At 45.7% G+C, this 15176-nt stretch carries 13 protein-coding genes; 7 read left to right on the top strand and 6 right to left on the bottom strand.

All coding sequences use genetic code 11. From position 1 onward, the window contains the following. Positions 1 to 3: 3 nt before the first annotated feature. Entirely contained in the window at positions 4 to 1836 is a 1833-nt protein-coding gene (gene glmS / locus K5X84_RS12400; protein ID WP_199493912.1) for a glutamine--fructose-6-phosphate transaminase (isomerizing), read from the top strand. Between the two features lie 58 nt (positions 1837 to 1894). On the opposite strand, the gene K5X84_RS12395 is transcribed toward glmS, so the two are convergent. Then, on the bottom strand, positions 1895 to 2122 hold the full coding sequence (locus K5X84_RS12395; RefSeq protein ID WP_222236052.1) for a hypothetical protein: 228 nt from the start codon (positions 2120 to 2122) through the stop codon (positions 1895 to 1897). A gap of 520 nt (positions 2123 to 2642) precedes the next feature. On the opposite strand from K5X84_RS12395, the gene K5X84_RS12390 reads away from it, so the two are divergent. From K5X84_RS12390 to K5X84_RS12375, 4 genes are all read left to right on the top strand, one after another. After that, a complete protein-coding gene (locus tag K5X84_RS12390) occupies positions 2643 to 3212 on the top strand; it encodes a DUF4377 domain-containing protein (RefSeq protein ID WP_222236051.1) in 570 nt (189 codons plus the stop codon). A gap of 514 nt (positions 3213 to 3726) precedes the next feature. After that, positions 3727 to 4941 (top strand): permease, encoded by a 1215-nt coding sequence (locus K5X84_RS12385; protein WP_222236049.1) that lies wholly within the window; start codon positions 3727 to 3729, stop codon positions 4939 to 4941. Between the two features lie 41 nt (positions 4942 to 4982). After that, entirely contained in the window at positions 4983 to 5975 is a 993-nt protein-coding gene (locus K5X84_RS12380; RefSeq protein WP_222236048.1) for a response regulator, read from the top strand. After that, positions 5968 to 6909, top strand: coding sequence for a GGDEF domain-containing protein (locus K5X84_RS12375; RefSeq protein WP_222236046.1), 942 nt, complete (start codon positions 5968 to 5970; stop codon positions 6907 to 6909). Before K5X84_RS12380 ends, K5X84_RS12375 begins: the two co-directional genes overlap by 8 nt. A 38-nt stretch (positions 6910 to 6947) precedes the next feature. Here K5X84_RS12375 and K5X84_RS12370 read toward each other — a convergent pair whose 3' ends face one another. Both K5X84_RS12370 and K5X84_RS12365 read right to left on the bottom strand, forming a co-directional pair. After that, positions 6948 to 7346 (bottom strand): type 2 periplasmic-binding domain-containing protein, encoded by a 399-nt coding sequence (locus tag K5X84_RS12370; RefSeq protein WP_074930813.1) that lies wholly within the window; start codon positions 7344 to 7346, stop codon positions 6948 to 6950. 6 nt (positions 7347 to 7352) lie between these two features. Beyond that, the gene (locus K5X84_RS12365; RefSeq protein ID WP_222236045.1) at positions 7353 to 8489 is read right to left on the bottom strand and encodes a hypothetical protein; all 1137 of its coding nucleotides are present in this window, start codon (positions 8487 to 8489) and stop codon (positions 7353 to 7355) included. A 190-nt stretch (positions 8490 to 8679) separates the two neighbouring features. Between K5X84_RS12365 and K5X84_RS12360 the strand changes: the two genes are divergently transcribed. Together K5X84_RS12360 and K5X84_RS12355 are read left to right on the top strand one after the other, a co-directional pair. Beyond that, on the top strand, positions 8680 to 9558 hold the full coding sequence (locus K5X84_RS12360; RefSeq protein WP_054489013.1) for a cation diffusion facilitator family transporter: 879 nt from the start codon (positions 8680 to 8682) through the stop codon (positions 9556 to 9558). A gap of 12 nt (positions 9559 to 9570) precedes the next feature. Next, positions 9571 to 10143 (top strand): glutathione S-transferase family protein, encoded by a 573-nt coding sequence (locus K5X84_RS12355; protein ID WP_054489016.1) that lies wholly within the window; start codon positions 9571 to 9573, stop codon positions 10141 to 10143. Here the strand turns inward: K5X84_RS12355 and K5X84_RS12350 are convergent. From K5X84_RS12350 to K5X84_RS12340, 3 genes are all read right to left on the bottom strand, one after another. Further along, positions 10140 to 11798, bottom strand: a complete 1659-nt coding sequence (locus K5X84_RS12350) for an acetolactate synthase large subunit (RefSeq protein WP_054489018.1) — start codon at positions 11796 to 11798, stop codon at positions 10140 to 10142. The two genes, K5X84_RS12355 and K5X84_RS12350, sit on opposite strands and share 4 nt — an antisense overlap. Before the next feature lie 126 nt (positions 11799 to 11924). After that, the gene (locus K5X84_RS12345) at positions 11925 to 14495 is read right to left on the bottom strand and encodes a TonB-dependent receptor (protein WP_222236044.1); all 2571 of its coding nucleotides are present in this window, start codon (positions 14493 to 14495) and stop codon (positions 11925 to 11927) included. A 231-nt stretch (positions 14496 to 14726) separates the two neighbouring features. Next, on the bottom strand, positions 14727 to 15104 hold the full coding sequence (locus tag K5X84_RS12340) for a DUF4168 domain-containing protein (protein WP_222236043.1): 378 nt from the start codon (positions 15102 to 15104) through the stop codon (positions 14727 to 14729). Between the last annotated feature and the right edge of the window lie 72 nt (positions 15105 to 15176).

The following is a 15176-nucleotide window of genomic DNA, read 5'->3' as shown; positions in this document are numbered from 1 at the left end:
CTTATGTGCGGTATTGTAGGCGCGACGTCTGAACGTCGAGTAACAGGTATTTTGCTGGAAGGCTTAAAACGACTGGAGTACCGGGGTTACGATTCGGCTGGTGTGGCTGTTATTGACGCCGATAAGCATTTAAAAAGTGTGCGTCGTACCGGTAAAGTACAGGAACTTAAAGACGCTATAGACCAGAACCCGTTAGACGGGACTATTGGTATTGCGCATACACGTTGGGCAACGCACGGTGGTGTGACTGAAGCTAATGCCCACCCTCACCGCTCTGAGGATCAAATTGCTGTTGTGCATAACGGCATTATTGAAAACCACGAACGCCTGCGCGAAGAGCTAAAAGCCGAAGGTTATGTCTTTAACTCGCAGACTGACACCGAAGTAATCGCTCACTTGATTCATCACGAACGCAAAACGCATGGTGATCTACTGGCTGCCGTTAAGTCGGCAGTACGTCAGTTGGAAGGCGCTTACGGTACCGTGGTTATGGATACCCAATACCCTGAGCGTTTAGTCGTTGCCCGTTCTGGTAGCCCTCTGGTTATTGGTGTGGGTATTGGCGAGAACTTTGTGGCTTCTGACCAGTTAGCTTTATTGCCGGTGACCCGTCAGTTTATCTACCTGGAAGAAGGCGATGTAGCCGACATTAACCGCACTGAAATAGACATTTACGATTCTGAAGGTAACGCTGTCGAACGTGAAGTTGTTGAATCTGACGTAAGCTACGACGCGGGTGGTAAAGGCGAGTATCGCCATTTCATGCTAAAAGAAATTTACGAGCAGCCTATTGCCGTTCGTAACACACTGGAAGGCCGTTTGTCCGAAACCACTGTGCTGGATAATGCTTTTGGCGAAAACGCCGCCGACATTTTAAAAGGTATCGAGCACGTTCAAATTGTTGCCTGTGGAACGAGTTACCACGCAGGTATGGTGGCTCGCTACTGGCTCGAATCTATGGCGAACGTTTCATGTAATATCGAAATTGCCTCAGAATTCCGCTACCGAAAGTCTTATGTTCACCCGAACAGCTTGTTAGTCACCATTTCTCAAAGTGGTGAAACGGCAGATACCTTAGCAGCACTGCGTTTGTCGAAAGAGCTGGGTTATAAAGGCAGCCTGACTATTTGTAACGTGGGCTCCTCGTCTATGGTACGCGAATCGGACCTGGCCTTTTTAACCCGCGCTGGTGCGGAAATTGGTGTGGCGTCAACCAAAGCCTTTACGACCCAGTTGACCGGCCTGCTTATGCTGACCTTAGGTATTGGCAAATACCGCGGCATGCCAGAGCAACAGCAAGAAGCTGTTGTCCACGCGTTGCAGGCCTTGCCGGCCAAGCTGGAAGAAGCGGTGTCACTGGCCGATGAAATTGAAGAGTTAGCGCAGGACTTTGCCAACAAAGAGCATAGCCTGTTCCTGGGACGTGGTAATCAATACCCTATTGCTATGGAAGGTGCGTTAAAACTGAAAGAAATTTCATACATTCACGCCGAAGCGTACGCCGCTGGGGAATTAAAACACGGCCCACTGGCACTTATTGACGAAGAAATGCCGGTTATTGTCGTAGCCCCCAATAACGATTTACTGGAAAAGCTGAAATCGAATGTGGAAGAGGTTCGCGCTCGTGGCGGTTTGATGTACGTTTTTGCCGACAAAAACGCCCGCTTCAAAGGCGATGAGTCGTTAAATGTGCTTAACGTCTGCCATTGCGACGAAGTGATAGCGCCTATTGTCTATACCGTTCCTTTGCAGCTGCTGTCTTACTACGTTGCCCTGATTAAAGGCACCGATGTGGACCAGCCTCGTAATTTAGCAAAAAGTGTAACGGTCGAATAAATCAGAAAGGGCCGAAAGGCCCTTTTTTTCGGCGTACATTAAAGTTCTTATCCTTGAGCTAACGGAGTAGCCTTTTGATGAAAGGTTTTGCGGCAATACCAAAGCTTCCTGCGATGATAATATAATACTTATCTTTAAAGTCGGTAAGGCCTAACGGCTTGTCTAAAAGATCTACGATATAAGCCACATACCCTATACAAAATATAGCCAAGGATAATGCTATAAAATAAAGACTAAAGTTAGTAATAAACGAAAAAACTCCTCTAGTCACTTGTTCTTTTCTCATGGTGATCCAATTATGTCGGTTTCTCATTTCAAAACCTTCCAGGATAATAATACATGGTATGTCGATAAAGATGGCTTTCCAAGCTATGCTGATGGTATTGGCTCACCTTGATTATCATGAACTTTATGATTCGGTTTATTAAATTTATCATACTCGTTTTTATTGTTTTTGTTGTTCTTGTCACGTTATTCCACAGCGTAAGCTATATTTTATATTTTCTTGGAATTACTTCGGAATTTCTAGGTTTAGAAGATTTTAAGCGTAATTATTATATAGTTATTGCCGCAAGTGTTGGCTTTGCTTTAGGCGAGTCTGTTTTTAAGTCTAGAAAAAAATCACGTGATTAAATCTATATCGAGGGTGGTAGTGACCTATTTAGAATTATCACGGAACCGCTAATACTATAGCGATTCTGTGATAATTATTTCACCCTGTAGCTCAAGAGTATTGCGGCAATTCATCATGGTGCGACCATTATCTGGCTGAAATTTAGCTTGTCTATAATCAGGAGTATGAATAAATGGAATCTAAAACCCTGTCACGTTCTTTGTTACTCACATTTATGACCGCATATTTGTTTGGTTGCGGCGGCTCAAATGATTCTGATGAGGGAACTGAATATACCGTCACAGTGGCGTCTGAACCCGTGTATTACGGTTTAGGTATTCAATTTACCCCGCCAATAACTGGACATGGAACTACTCAAAGTGGACAAGAAATTTTCACCACTAGTATTGAGGGCTTTGAACATGAGTTCGGAACCTCTTATGAGTTACGTGTACTTGAGAAAAACGTTGATACTGAAGGTGTTGCCGATGGCAGCTCAATATCAATTGAGCTGGTCGAAGTTATTAGCTCGCAGTCCGACTCCGTTGGCACCAGCTATGTTTACAGCGAAGTAGAACTTAGCGGAAACCCTTTTACTGATAAAGAAGAGGGAGTTTATGGCTTTTATCAATATGAGTTCCTCTGTGCTGAAAACGCGGATTGCGATGCCTTGGTAGCTATTGCCGATAGCGGTGGTCTTGTTGAAGTCGAGTTCGAGTACACCGGTGGTGAAATACCTGTTACTTTGGTTCGATGGAATTAGTAACACTGTGTGAACCTCATGAAAGACTACCGAGAATCAGTAAGTTTTGTACTGCTGAATCTGCTTTTCCAAGTTACTCTCGGGGCTCTACTGAGCCCTTTACTAGATAATTTTGCGGGCCCAATCATAGTGGCTTCAAGTTGTGAAACGGAGTCACTCGAGGGTACTAAGGGCTGGTTCGAGTCCTATGGTGACAGCCTTTTCATTTGGTTTTTCTATCTGTTTGTTAACTTTATCGCTTTGCTTAACGTCGTAATAACCGCCGTTTTTTGTAAGTTTTTTCTGAAACTTAACTTTGTCGCTTCTCACTTGCTTTGCTGCACTTTAGTTGTCTTTTTAGACTACTTAATTATTTACTTAAACGCTCAATGTTAGAACTTAAAGCGGATACAGAAGTCCATTCAGGTAGAGATCAAATTTCGGAGAATAACGTAGGCTGTAAATAGTAACCAGAAAATGCCCATCATGGACATGCGCAGGAAATGAAGGTGGGCTTCAAGTAAAAGGAGCTATCATGGAAAATTTCTTATCACTATGGGGCGAATCGGCGTACACCAGCCTGGGCTTTTTCTGGATGGCTTTATGGGCGTTTGTATTAGGTTATTTAATCAGTAGCCTAATTCAAGTGCTTATCACTAAGCGGCGAATGCGCAAGGCTATGGGCGGCAATGATCTCAAATCCGTGTCGCTGGGCACCTTTTTTGGCTTTATCTCCAGTTCTTGCAGCTTTGCTGCACTTTCTACCACCCGGGCATTGTTCAATAAAGGGGCGGCCTTTAGTGCTTCAATGGCCTTTATGCTGGCTTCCACCAACCTGGTCATTGAACTGGGTTTTGTTATTTCTATTTTCCTCGGTTGGCAGTTTGTGGTTGGTGAATACGTTGGTGGGTTGCTGCTAATTTTATTCGTCTGGCTTTTTATTACGGTAACTAACCCCAAAAACCTCATCAAAAACGCCCGAGAAGAAGACGAAGAAGACGACGAGCATCAACATGAGAGCACGTTGTCTGATCTCTTTAGCTCAGATACCTGGAAAAAAGTTGGTCAAAAGTACGTTATGGAATGGCAGATGGTCTGGAAAGACGTGCTTATTGGTTTTACCGTTGCTGGTGTTATTTCCGCTTTTGTGCCGAGCGCGTTTTTTGAATGGCTGTTTATTGGCGTGGGTGCCGAGGGCGAACCGGGTTTCTGGTCATTACTGCAACAAGCGGTAGTGGGCCCGGTAGCCGCATTTTTCACCTTTATTGGCTCTATGGGTAATATTCCATTGGCTGCCGTCCTGTTCGGTGAGGGCGTAGCCTTTGCCGGTGTTATGGCGTTCATTTTCTCCGACTTAATTGTACTGCCGGTACTAAAAATTAATGCTCGTTACTATGGCTGGAAAATGGCGCTGTATATTGCCTTAATGCTTTTCACCTGTCTGGTGGCAGCATCCTTGGTTATGCACTATGGACTGTTCGCCTTCGATTTACTGCCGGACGCATCACAATGGTCGTCGCCGGCCGAGCAGGAACATTTCAAACTTGATTATGGCTTTGTTCTGAACCTTATTTTCTTACTACTAAGCGTGGTCATGATTGTTCTTTGGCGTAAGAAACAAAAAGAGCACGAACATCACCACCACCATGACCATGGCGGTTCGTCCTCGGTAAGTGAAAAGGTTATGACCGGCCTTTGTGGTGTGAGTGTATTCTGGTTATTGGGCGGAATGGCCGTCTATATTTTGTAAAGTACCTTAACGGACAGGCTTTGTTATGCCATGTTTAGACTATGAAAGTTCTGATATGTGATGACTCAAAAGTTGCTCGAAAAAGCATTGAGCATGCCTTACCCAAGAGTTGGGACATTGAGGTGCGCTTTGCTGAAAACGGGCAAGAAGCTTTAGCTCTTGTAGAGCAAGGTCTTGTTGAGCTGCTGTTTCTGGATTTAACTATGCCGGTTATGGATGGTTTTGAGGTATTACAGAACATTAAGGAAAAGCAGTTAGACTGCCTGACTATTGTTGTTTCCGGTGACATACAGGAAGAGTCTCAGCGCCGGGTTGAAAAGCTCGGAGCTTTGGGTTTTATAAAGAAACCCATTGTTTCTGAAGAGTTGCACGATGTACTTGAGCGCTACGGCCTTATCAGAGAGTTATTGCCCGGGAACCACCAGCGTAAGAAGACAAAAACGGAACATATTGAACCTACCGATATTTTAAAGGAAGTGAGCAATATTGCGCTTGGTGATGCGGCAAAACTGCTTGGTGGTATGCTGGGTTCCTTTATTCAGCTACCTGTGCCCGATGTTGCTAAGCGCCCATACAATACTCTGATTAACGAACTTCACGATGAAAATATCCGGGTAAACATGGTGTCCGAAGGTTTTGTTGGTAACGCTATAGCCGGAGAAGCCATTCTCTGTGTTGATAACCGAACTCTCAACGACTTACCGTCTAAGTTGTCGGACTATCACGGTTATGAATTTAAGGACGACAGCCGAAGTGTCCTTTTAGATGTTGCCTCAACGCTTATTGCCGCTTTTTTAAAGCGGTTCTCATCGCAACTGGATTTAGAGTTAAATATTAGCCAGCCAGCTTTCTTGGGAATGAGCGAAACCGTCAATAATGTTTTTAAAGAGGATGTGAAAGATAAAGAAGTTTTAATCATTACCATCGATTATGAGATCCCTGATTACCATTTAAATTGCGATCTCTACGTTATTTTCACTGAAGCTTCAATTGCTGCACTTGAAGAACGAGCCGGGTACTTTATCGATGAATAAAGAGGAACTAGACATCACCAACCTACACTGGGTACTGCAAATTCTTCAGAACATTGAGGTTGGGTTGATTGTTTTTGACCGCGATTACAACGTTAAAGTGTGGAATGGCTTTATGGAAAACCATAGCGGTATCAGTAGCGTTGTCGCTAAAGATGAAAATTTGTTTACGCTATTGCCAACCTTACCTAAAAGCTGGTTCCAATATAAAACTGAGTCCGTTTTAAAGTTGGGTATTCAGGCTCACTGTAACTGGCAGCAAGAGCCCCATATTCTGAACTTCGAAAACACCCGACCGTTTACGGCTGAATCTGATTTGATGTTCCAGAACGTGACGTTATTTCCTCTATTTTCTACGGACAAGCAAATTCACCATATTTGTGCGTTGGTTTATGACGTCAGTGAGGAAGCGAATAACTTATTAAAGCTAAAAACCATCAGCCAGACCGACGCCTTAACCCAGCTGTTTAATCGCGGACATTGGCAAACGCTGTTTGAGCAGGAGTTTCTTCGTTGTAAGCGTTACGAAGACACCGCTTCAGTTATTATGATGGATATTGATCACTTTAAGCAGGTTAATGACACTTATGGGCACCAAATTGGTGACCGCGCTATTCAGCTAATAGCAGATATTATACTGGGAAGTCAGCGAGAAACGGATGCCTGTGGTCGTTACGGTGGAGAAGAGTTTGTCATACTCTTACCTAAAACGTCATTAAATGATGCTGTGTTAGTGGCCGAACGCCTGAGAAAGCAGATAGAGGAAACGCTTCTGCCCTTAGGCAAAGAATATAACGATGAGCAGCTAAAATTGACAGTAAGCGCAGGCGTTGCTGAGTTTTCTAATGAATTTTCAATTGCTGAGAACTGGTTAGAAAAAGCGGATGCTGCGTTATATGAATCGAAAGAGAAGGGCCGAAACCAGGTATCGAAGTAAAACCTCCGGCAAACAACCGGAGGTTTTATTCTTATTGTTTAGAAAGTAGCAATTACCTTCAAATCACCTGACACTTTGCTTTTATCAGAAACATAACCAATGCCCTGAGGGTTACTCAGTAAAAACTCAATAACCGCATCATCATTTGCCAAAGTATCTAGCGGCGTTGCACGGCCGGTGAACTTCAACTTTGCCCAGTGGCGTTTAAGCTGCTCACCAGACTGCCCTAATAAGGTTTCTTCGAAAGCCTTTCGGGTTGCTGAGTCTTCAGGTAAGTTTACCCCGGTTAAAACTCGCGACTGCCCCAGGAATATTCGAGAAACTGACTCTTCATTAATCTCAGTTTGTGAAACGACTACGCCATTTTGTGCAAGAGCTGAAAAGCTCAGCAGGCTTGTCGCTATAACGATGAGAAATACAGCAAACTTTTTCATCATAATTCCTTAAAATACAAATTGAACTGCAGCGGAAACCAGTACGTCAGACTCATCGATTAACTTGTCGTCAGAATGGGTAACGTCAAACTTCAGTACAGCGCTTGGCGCGATGTTAAAGTTGGCGCCTACAGAGGTGTAAGTGTTCTCGCTAATAACCTGAGTTGCTACTTGGTTAATAACAGCTTGTAACTGAGGAACAGGAACGCTGAAACGCTCGGCATCAATGACTTTATCGTCGGTTTGGCCAACGGTAGCGTGTAATGTCCAGTCTTCAAAACGCTTACCTGCAGTAAGATAACTAGAGCGCTGTTCAGGAATATAGCTGCCATCAACTTCAAGCTCGGTATATTCTCCACCTACAAACCAGTTGAAATTGTCGTACATAAAACCGACACCAGCGAAAGTCCCTTTGTCTTCAGAAACTTCCAGCTCTGAAGCGACCTGTGCAGCTCCCGCTTCTCTTAGCGTTGCCAGCAAGCCGTCAATCTCATTAAGATGAATGTTGGTATCGTTGGTCTGGTAATACGCAATACGCATGGTCAGGTTGTTGTAGATGGCGCTGGTATTAAAACCTATCAGGTTATTCATTTCTGCTTCTGCCGCTTCGCTGCCACCTGCTTCAATATCGTCTTGCATGTTGCCGGCAATAACTTGCGTATTGAAGATAAAGTTACCGGCAAAGGCGTTGTGTTGGAAGCTCACACCAGTGTAATTGTCGAAAGCGACACGATAGACACTTTGAGGTGTGCGCAGCCAGTGGTAGCTGTAACCTACATCCAGAGAGTCTGAATACATATAGAAAGGCAGGCGCAATTTACCCACGTTAATGCTTGCCGCGTCGGTTAGTTGGTACTGTAAGTAGGCCCATTCAACACCTAAGTCGAAGTCCTCTGAGCCACGAGACATAATCTGTGCGGTGACACTGAGTTTGTCAGACAAGTTAGCTTTTGCTTGTAGTGCAAATAAGCTCTCCGGATTAAAGTCTACGTCGTTATCGTAGCCAAACAGTTCGTCGTCGCTGCCAGTTGTCATACCTGCTGCGATATTACCAAAACCACTCCACTGAATTTTATCTTGTGCCTGAGAAGGCAGGCTCATGACCAGTGCTGCAGCACCGAAACAAGCTGCTAGAGAGTACTTCATTTAAAGCTCCTGAGAAAAGTTACATCATCTTAATTTAGAGGGATCTAAATTTGGCGAAATTTTGCACTGTTAAAGATGCGTAAGCAATACTTCATTTGCCGTACAAAAGAGTGTTAAATTAACAATATGGCTCATTTTTATGCGCTTTTTATCGCCTGAAAAGTACATTTGATTAACAGTTAAGGATGCTATGCACCATCACCATCATCACCACGAAAGCTCGTCAGAGCGCATTGGCTGGGCGTTTTTCCTTAACCTGTGTTTTACCATTATTGAGTTTATTGGCGGAGTGTTGACTAACAGTACCGCTATTTTAGCTGACGCAGTGCATGATCTCGGCGACAGCATCTCTATTGGTATGGCCTGGCTGTTGGATAAGTTCAGTCGAAAAGACGCAACCCACACCTTTACCTACGGCTACCAGCGGCTTTCTCTGGTGGGTGCTTTTATTAATGCTGTTGTACTGACGGCAGGTTCTATCTGGATTTTATTCGAAGCTATTCCTCGTTTATGGAACCCGGTAATGCCAATGGCCGAAGGTATGGCGCTATTGGCCGTGTTCGGTGTCATTGTTAATGGTTATGCGGCATTTAAGCTTTCTCATGGCAAGTCGCTGAATGAACGCGTGCTTAACTGGCATCTGCTTGAAGACGTATTGGGCTGGGTAGCGGTGCTAATTGTGTCGATCATTCTTATGTTTGTCGACTGGCCTATTTTAGACCCCCTTTTATCCATTGCTTTTACCCTGTTTATTTTGGTGAACGTTATTCGTCACCTGGGTTCTACGGTTAAACTCTTTGTACAGGCGTCCCCCGACCCGGAAGTTTATCGGCAAATACGCGAACAATTAACCTCGTTAGAACTCGTGAATGATGCCCACCACTTACATTTCTGGTCTTTGGATGGTGAGCGCCATGTATTAACGGCGCATATTGTGGTATCAAAAGAACTGGAATGCGCGGAAAGAGCGCTTTTAAAACAACAAATATCAGAACAGTTAGCTGTGTTTGAGTTGGCTCATACAACCATAGAGCTGGAGTACCCAGACGAAGCTTGTCGAGATCATTAACAGGAGAAGATCATGGAATTGTTCGGAAGTTATACCTCGCCGTTCGTTAGGCATTGTCGCATTGCTTTACTGGAGACAAAGACAAAATTCTCATTTACCGAAACGGACTTTGAAACCAGCGCTAAATTAACCCCGGCTAAAAAGGTGCCGTTTTTGCACCACAATGATCTGCGCCTTCATGACTCAAGCAGCATACTAAAATACGTTCGGGAAAAAGCCGATGAGCGTTTTTTTGCGGACACAAAAGATTTTGATCAGTACTGCCTGGTAAACACGGCTATGGATGCTGCCATTAATTTGTTCTTGTTAGAAAAAGCGGGTGTAACACCAGATAAGGTACCTTACCTTAAGCGCCAGCAGCAGCGTATTGAAGACATACTTCAACTCATGGAAGACAAAGAGCATGCGGTTGCTTATGAAGGGCCTCACCCCTTTAGTGACGGAGAGCTACGTTTAGGTTGTTTCTTAAGCTGGGGCTTATTCCGTGAACGTTTCAATCTGGATAAGTATCCGCGACTTCAGGCCTTTGTCGATAAATTAAACGACTATCCTTACTTCGCGGATACTGATCCTAACCGTGATTAATCGGCTTTAATGGCACGGCTGCGCTGGGGAATTTCCTCATTCAGCAGCCGGTCATTTTGTGAATAGTCCACCGGAACATCAATAAGATGAACCCCGGGCTTATCTAAGCAGTCTTTTAGCAGCGGTATCAGATTCTCAGTTTTGTCTAAACGATAGCCCTTCGCACCATAAGACTCTGCATATTTCACAAAATCCGGGTTATTGAAATCTAAACCATAGTCGCTGAGTTTCATGTGTTGCTGCTTCCATTTGATCATGCCGTAACCGCTGTCATTCAGGATAACGACAACAATATCCAGCCCCATGCGCACCGCGGTTTCAAGCTCCTGCGAGTTCATCATAAAGCCGCCGTCACCGCATATTGCCATAACTTTCTTTTCCGGGTTAACCAGCTTAGCAGCCATTGCAGAAGGTAAGCCGGCACCCATTGAAGCCAGTGCATTATCCAGCAGTACAGTATTTGGCTGACGCGCTGGGTAATTACGGGCAAACCAAATTTTGTAGATGCCGTTGTCCAGTGCGATAACACCATCGTCCGGCATCACTTCACGCACATCTTCCACCAGACGCTGCGGTAAAACCGGGAAGCTACCGTCGTCGGCACCTTCATCGGTATGGTCACGCATATGGTCGCGAACCTTCAGCATAAAGTCGAAGTCCCAGTGGTCTTGTGGCTCGGTTCCCTCTTTCAATTGCCAGATGCTGTTGCCAATATCACCAATCATGCTGGCGTGCGGGAAGTAAACTGAGTCGACTTCTGCGCCCTGAAAGTTAATGTGTACCACTTTACGCTTATCGTTATCGCCGGTTTTCATCATAAATGGGGGCTTTTCGACCACGTCGTGGCCCACATTAAGGATTAAATCCGCTTTCTCTATCGCCCGGTGCGGGTAGTCGCCATCGGAAACGGCCGCGTTACCCAGCCAGCGAGGATGATCCTCATTGATAACGCCTTTACCCATTTGGGTGGTAATAAAAGGAATGCCGGTTTTATCGACAAAGGCGCGTAACATTTTTGCCGTAATTTTACGGTTGGCAGCGGCACCTATCAGCAACACCGGGTGTTTTGCTTCTCGCAGCAGTTCCAGCACGTGGCGTACCGACTTATGCTCAGTAATGGGGCGGCGCGAATGACTGGCCTGTATTGGAAGGCTGCTGACTTCCTCGCGGCTGATGTCATCCGATAACTCCAGATGAGAAGCGCCCGGGCGTTCGTCCTCAGCGCGACGGAAAGCTTCGCGTATGTGCGCCGGAATGCTGCTGGCGCTAATAATCGCCTGGGTGTATTTGGTAATGGGGGTCATCATGTCGACCACATCAATGATTTGGAATTGACCCTGATGACGCTCCTTTATGGGTTTTTGTCCGGTAACCACAACCATGGGCATAGCGCCAAGCTGAGCATAGGCCACAGGGGTAACCAGATTCGTTGCACCCGGCCCCAGGGTTGATAGACACACGCCGGGCTTTCCGGTCAGGCGACCGTATGTGGCAGCCATAAAGCCAGCGCCCTGTTCATGCCGGGTTAAAATAAGTTCGATATCAGACTTTGAGAGGGACTCAAGTAAGTCCAGGTTTTCTTCGCCGGGAATGCCGAAAATGTACTTCACACCCTCGTTTTCAAGTGCTTTTACGAATAAATCGGATGCTTTCACTTCGCTTTCTCCTTGCGTTAAAGAATCTTCTAGTTAGGCCTACGTAAAGCATAGGAGAGATGATCAAAAAAATCCGCAATCAGCACTAACTGATTGCGGATTTTACAGTTTTTTAAAACTGAGTTCTTAGAACGAGTAACTGACTTTTGAGTAAACAAAGCGGCCACGAGGGTTGTGAACGCTTGGTGCATACCCGTAAAGGTCATTGTTAAACGCTTCCGGTGGCTCTTCGTCGAACAGGTTGGTGGTACCTATCGTCAAACGAAGTTCCGAGGTGACATCGTAGTATGCTTGTAAATCAACCAGTAGCTGCTTATCAACCATACGCGCTTCGCTGGATTCGACGTTTGCCGGTGCCTGATAGTCTTCAAACTCACCAATGTAGTTCAGATTGAGGTTAACACCTAAAGCATCACGTCCCCATTCTGCACGGGCTGTCCAGCGGTGCTCCGGATACTCGTACTCGCCGGCATAGTCGATACCGTCTTTCTCGAACTTGCTCATGTAAGACCAATCAAGACCTAAACGAACATCGCCAATGTCTTGTAGTTGCCAGTTATAGTTTGCTGAAAAATCAACCCCTGCAGCTTCTTGGCTGGAAAGGTTAACGTAGGTGTTGTAAAGAACAGCCAACTCACCCAGCTCATCTCCTGGTAGTGGGTCGCGGCGCTCACAGACCTCGCTGTCCTGGTCGTTACAGTGCTCGTTGTAAACGTTCTCAAAGTCGTTTTGAACAATTTTGTTATCTTGTTCAATTGACCAGTAATCAGCAGAGATATCAAACGCGTCAGTGACCTGCCAAATACCACCAATATTATAGCTTGATGACTCTTCTGGCTGCAGGTCTTCAGAGCCGGAGAATACAATGGTGTAATCCAGTGGTACACAGCTTTCGCCATCGGTTTCGCAACGATACTCATCAACAAAGAAAGTTGAAACCTGCGATGGGCCCAGACCAATTTGTGCCAGTGACGGAGCACGGAAACCTTCGCCGTAGGATGCACGTAAAGTCACGTCTTCAGTCGGACGCCATTGCAATTTAAACTGCGGATTGAAGGTTGAGCCAAAGTCACTGTAGTCATCGTAACGACCGGCAACAGTTGCTTCTAACTGATCAGTAATTGGAATGAGAAATTCGACATAAGCAGCCCACTGGTCGCGCTCAGCTTCGGCCTGCACCGATTCGGTACCAAAGATAAGACCACGCTGGAACTGATCATCCGGTTGGTCAAATACGTCTTCTTCACGGTATTCAAGACCCGCTGCCATGGAGACCCAATGCTCACCCAATTGGAACGCTTCGCCGGCGATACTGGCATCAACTGCGGTCAGGTGGGATTCACCCCGGCGTACCAGTGAAGTAGTAATGTCATTAATGACTTCAGGGTCGTTGATGGTGCCGCCAAATGGATTGTAGTTGCCAGCGTTAATTTGCTCCTGCAAAAAGTCAGTACGTACCCATCCTTGCTCACGTGAACCCGTTTGCATGCCTTCGCTGCGGCCTTTTTGGTAAGAGACATCCCAGACCCAGCCGTCTAAGTCTCCGCGTAAGCCTGCAATAAAACGTAAAGTGTCGGATTCAACATCCCAAATACGAGGGCCGGCATCCACTGTTCGGAAAAAGTTGATATCGACACGCTCGCCCCAAGGGTTGTTAGGGTGGTCAGCCGGGACATAGAGTCCGGCGTCGGCGTCTAACGGAGTCGGTGCGCCGCCGGCTTTTGAACGGTTATGCTGAGCGGCAACTTCAATATAGCCCTCAACGTCTCGTGAGAACTCTTTACGAGACTGAATAATGGCACCTACACGTTCAGCTTCCGGGAAAATTTGCGCATAAGGACCATAGTCAAATACACAGCGTGTTCCAACCAGTGAATCTTCCGGGCAGTCCGGATCGGGCTGCTCTTCACCGTCAACAATAAAGCTTCCCGGAAAGCCTCGTGATGAGCGAAAGTCATTACCACCCCACGGACTTTGATTCGCTGTGCCGTTACGACCAAACTCGGCACCTGTAATCGAGGTGTTTTTCCAGTAATCCAGAATCATGGTGGTATTGCTGTCGTCTCCACCCGTGCCCCAGACCAGACTCATACTGGTTTCTTCATAGTTAGCATCGCCGGTCGTTCCACCGTGGCTGGCGGTTAATTCTGTACCGACAAAGTCATCTCTTAAAATAATATTAACGACACCAGCTACGGCGTCAGAACCGTAAATAGCGGAAGCACCGTCTTTCAGAATATCGATGCGTTCAATCGCCGCTACGGGAATTGAGTTAATGTCGACAAATGAATTTGCTACGCCTTCGGCAAAGGAAGAAACCGCTACACGACGGCCGTTAAGCAAGACCAGTGTTGAGTCGGCACCAAAGCCACGCAAGCTAATTGCAGCAGCGCCGTTCGCGGTAGTGTCCTGGCTATTGCCCTGAGTTGAGAAGGTTCCGACACCGGCCGAAGGTAAGCGCTCTAAGAGTTGCTGAAGGTTGTTGAAACCTGAGGCTTCAATGCTTTCTCTGTCAATAACTTCGACAGGAGAAGCGCCTTCCATATCGGTTCGTGAGATTCTGGAGCCTGTGACCTGAATGCGTTCAAGAGCGTCATCTTCTGCCTGATTCTCTTGATCCTGCGCAAAGCTGACCGGTGACGCGAATGCGGCTCCTATTGCTAATGCACATAGCGAGTATTTAAAGTTTGTTTTCATTATTATGTTCCCCCCCGGGAGTTTTTATCGATTTTGTGTGTTAAATCAACAACACAGCATCTTTTGTTACATTAAATCAACATATGATCAAGATAATTTAGTGTAAAAGTTTGAAAAAAATCGAAAGCTTGATGCTAAATGGATTAAGTGAGGGGAAGCTGTTTATACTTTAAATGAAAAAGCCCGCGACTCAGAAAGAGCCGCGGGCTTTGTATTAAATGGAACTAACGATTAAGAGTTTTCTTCACCTGTCATTTCTTCTAAGCGTGCACGTAACTCTTCGTCGTTTTGTGCCTGCTGAATAATCATGTTGTATTCTTGCGGAGTAAGGCCTGCATCTTCAACGGCTGCAATCATTTCTTCCTGTGCAGACTGCTGAATTTCACGAGCCTCTTCCTGGTTCTCAGCCTCCTGGAACTGGTCACGGTATTTTTCAGTAACACCCTGAACGTCTTCCATAGCGGTTACAAATTTAACCAGCATACCTTCAGAGATTTCCTGAGTTTGCTGCTGCTGAGCCATAGGATCCTGCGATTGCTGCTGTTGAGCCATTGCCGCAGTACTACCCAGCGCGAATACAGTTGCTAATGCGATAATTGTCTTTTGCATGATAATCTCCTAATTGAATTTATCAGTTTTTATTAACGCTCTAACTAAAGCGAAGACTGTGCCAACTTTTCA

The sequence above is a fragment of the Idiomarina abyssalis genome (assembly GCF_019797805.1).
GTDB classification, from domain to species: domain Bacteria; phylum Pseudomonadota; class Gammaproteobacteria; order Enterobacterales; family Alteromonadaceae; genus Idiomarina; species Idiomarina abyssalis.
Note: the sequence above shows the minus strand (reverse complement) of the source record. Positions and strands in the feature narration are given on the sequence as shown.

Coding starts and splice junctions, on each gene's coding strand:
- glmS (WP_199493912.1), top strand. CDS start 4: ATGTGCGGTATTGTAGGCGCGACGTCTGAACGTCGAGTAACAGGTATT.
- K5X84_RS12395 (WP_222236052.1), bottom strand. CDS start 2,122: ATGAGAAAAGAACAAGTGACTAGAGGAGTTTTTTCGTTTATTACTAAC.
- K5X84_RS12390 (WP_222236051.1), top strand. CDS start 2,643: ATGGAATCTAAAACCCTGTCACGTTCTTTGTTACTCACATTTATGACC.
- K5X84_RS12385 (WP_222236049.1), top strand. CDS start 3,727: ATGGAAAATTTCTTATCACTATGGGGCGAATCGGCGTACACCAGCCTG.
- K5X84_RS12380 (WP_222236048.1), top strand. CDS start 4,983: ATGAAAGTTCTGATATGTGATGACTCAAAAGTTGCTCGAAAAAGCATT.
- K5X84_RS12375 (WP_222236046.1), top strand. CDS start 5,968: ATGAATAAAGAGGAACTAGACATCACCAACCTACACTGGGTACTGCAA.
- K5X84_RS12370 (WP_074930813.1), bottom strand. CDS start 7,346: ATGATGAAAAAGTTTGCTGTATTTCTCATCGTTATAGCGACAAGCCTG.
- K5X84_RS12365 (WP_222236045.1), bottom strand. CDS start 8,489: ATGAAGTACTCTCTAGCAGCTTGTTTCGGTGCTGCAGCACTGGTCATG.
- K5X84_RS12360 (WP_054489013.1), top strand. CDS start 8,680: ATGCACCATCACCATCATCACCACGAAAGCTCGTCAGAGCGCATTGGC.
- K5X84_RS12355 (WP_054489016.1), top strand. CDS start 9,571: ATGGAATTGTTCGGAAGTTATACCTCGCCGTTCGTTAGGCATTGTCGC.
- K5X84_RS12345 (WP_222236044.1), bottom strand. CDS start 14,495: ATGAAAACAAACTTTAAATACTCGCTATGTGCATTAGCAATAGGAGCC.
- K5X84_RS12340 (WP_222236043.1), bottom strand. CDS start 15,104: ATGCAAAAGACAATTATCGCATTAGCAACTGTATTCGCGCTGGGTAGT.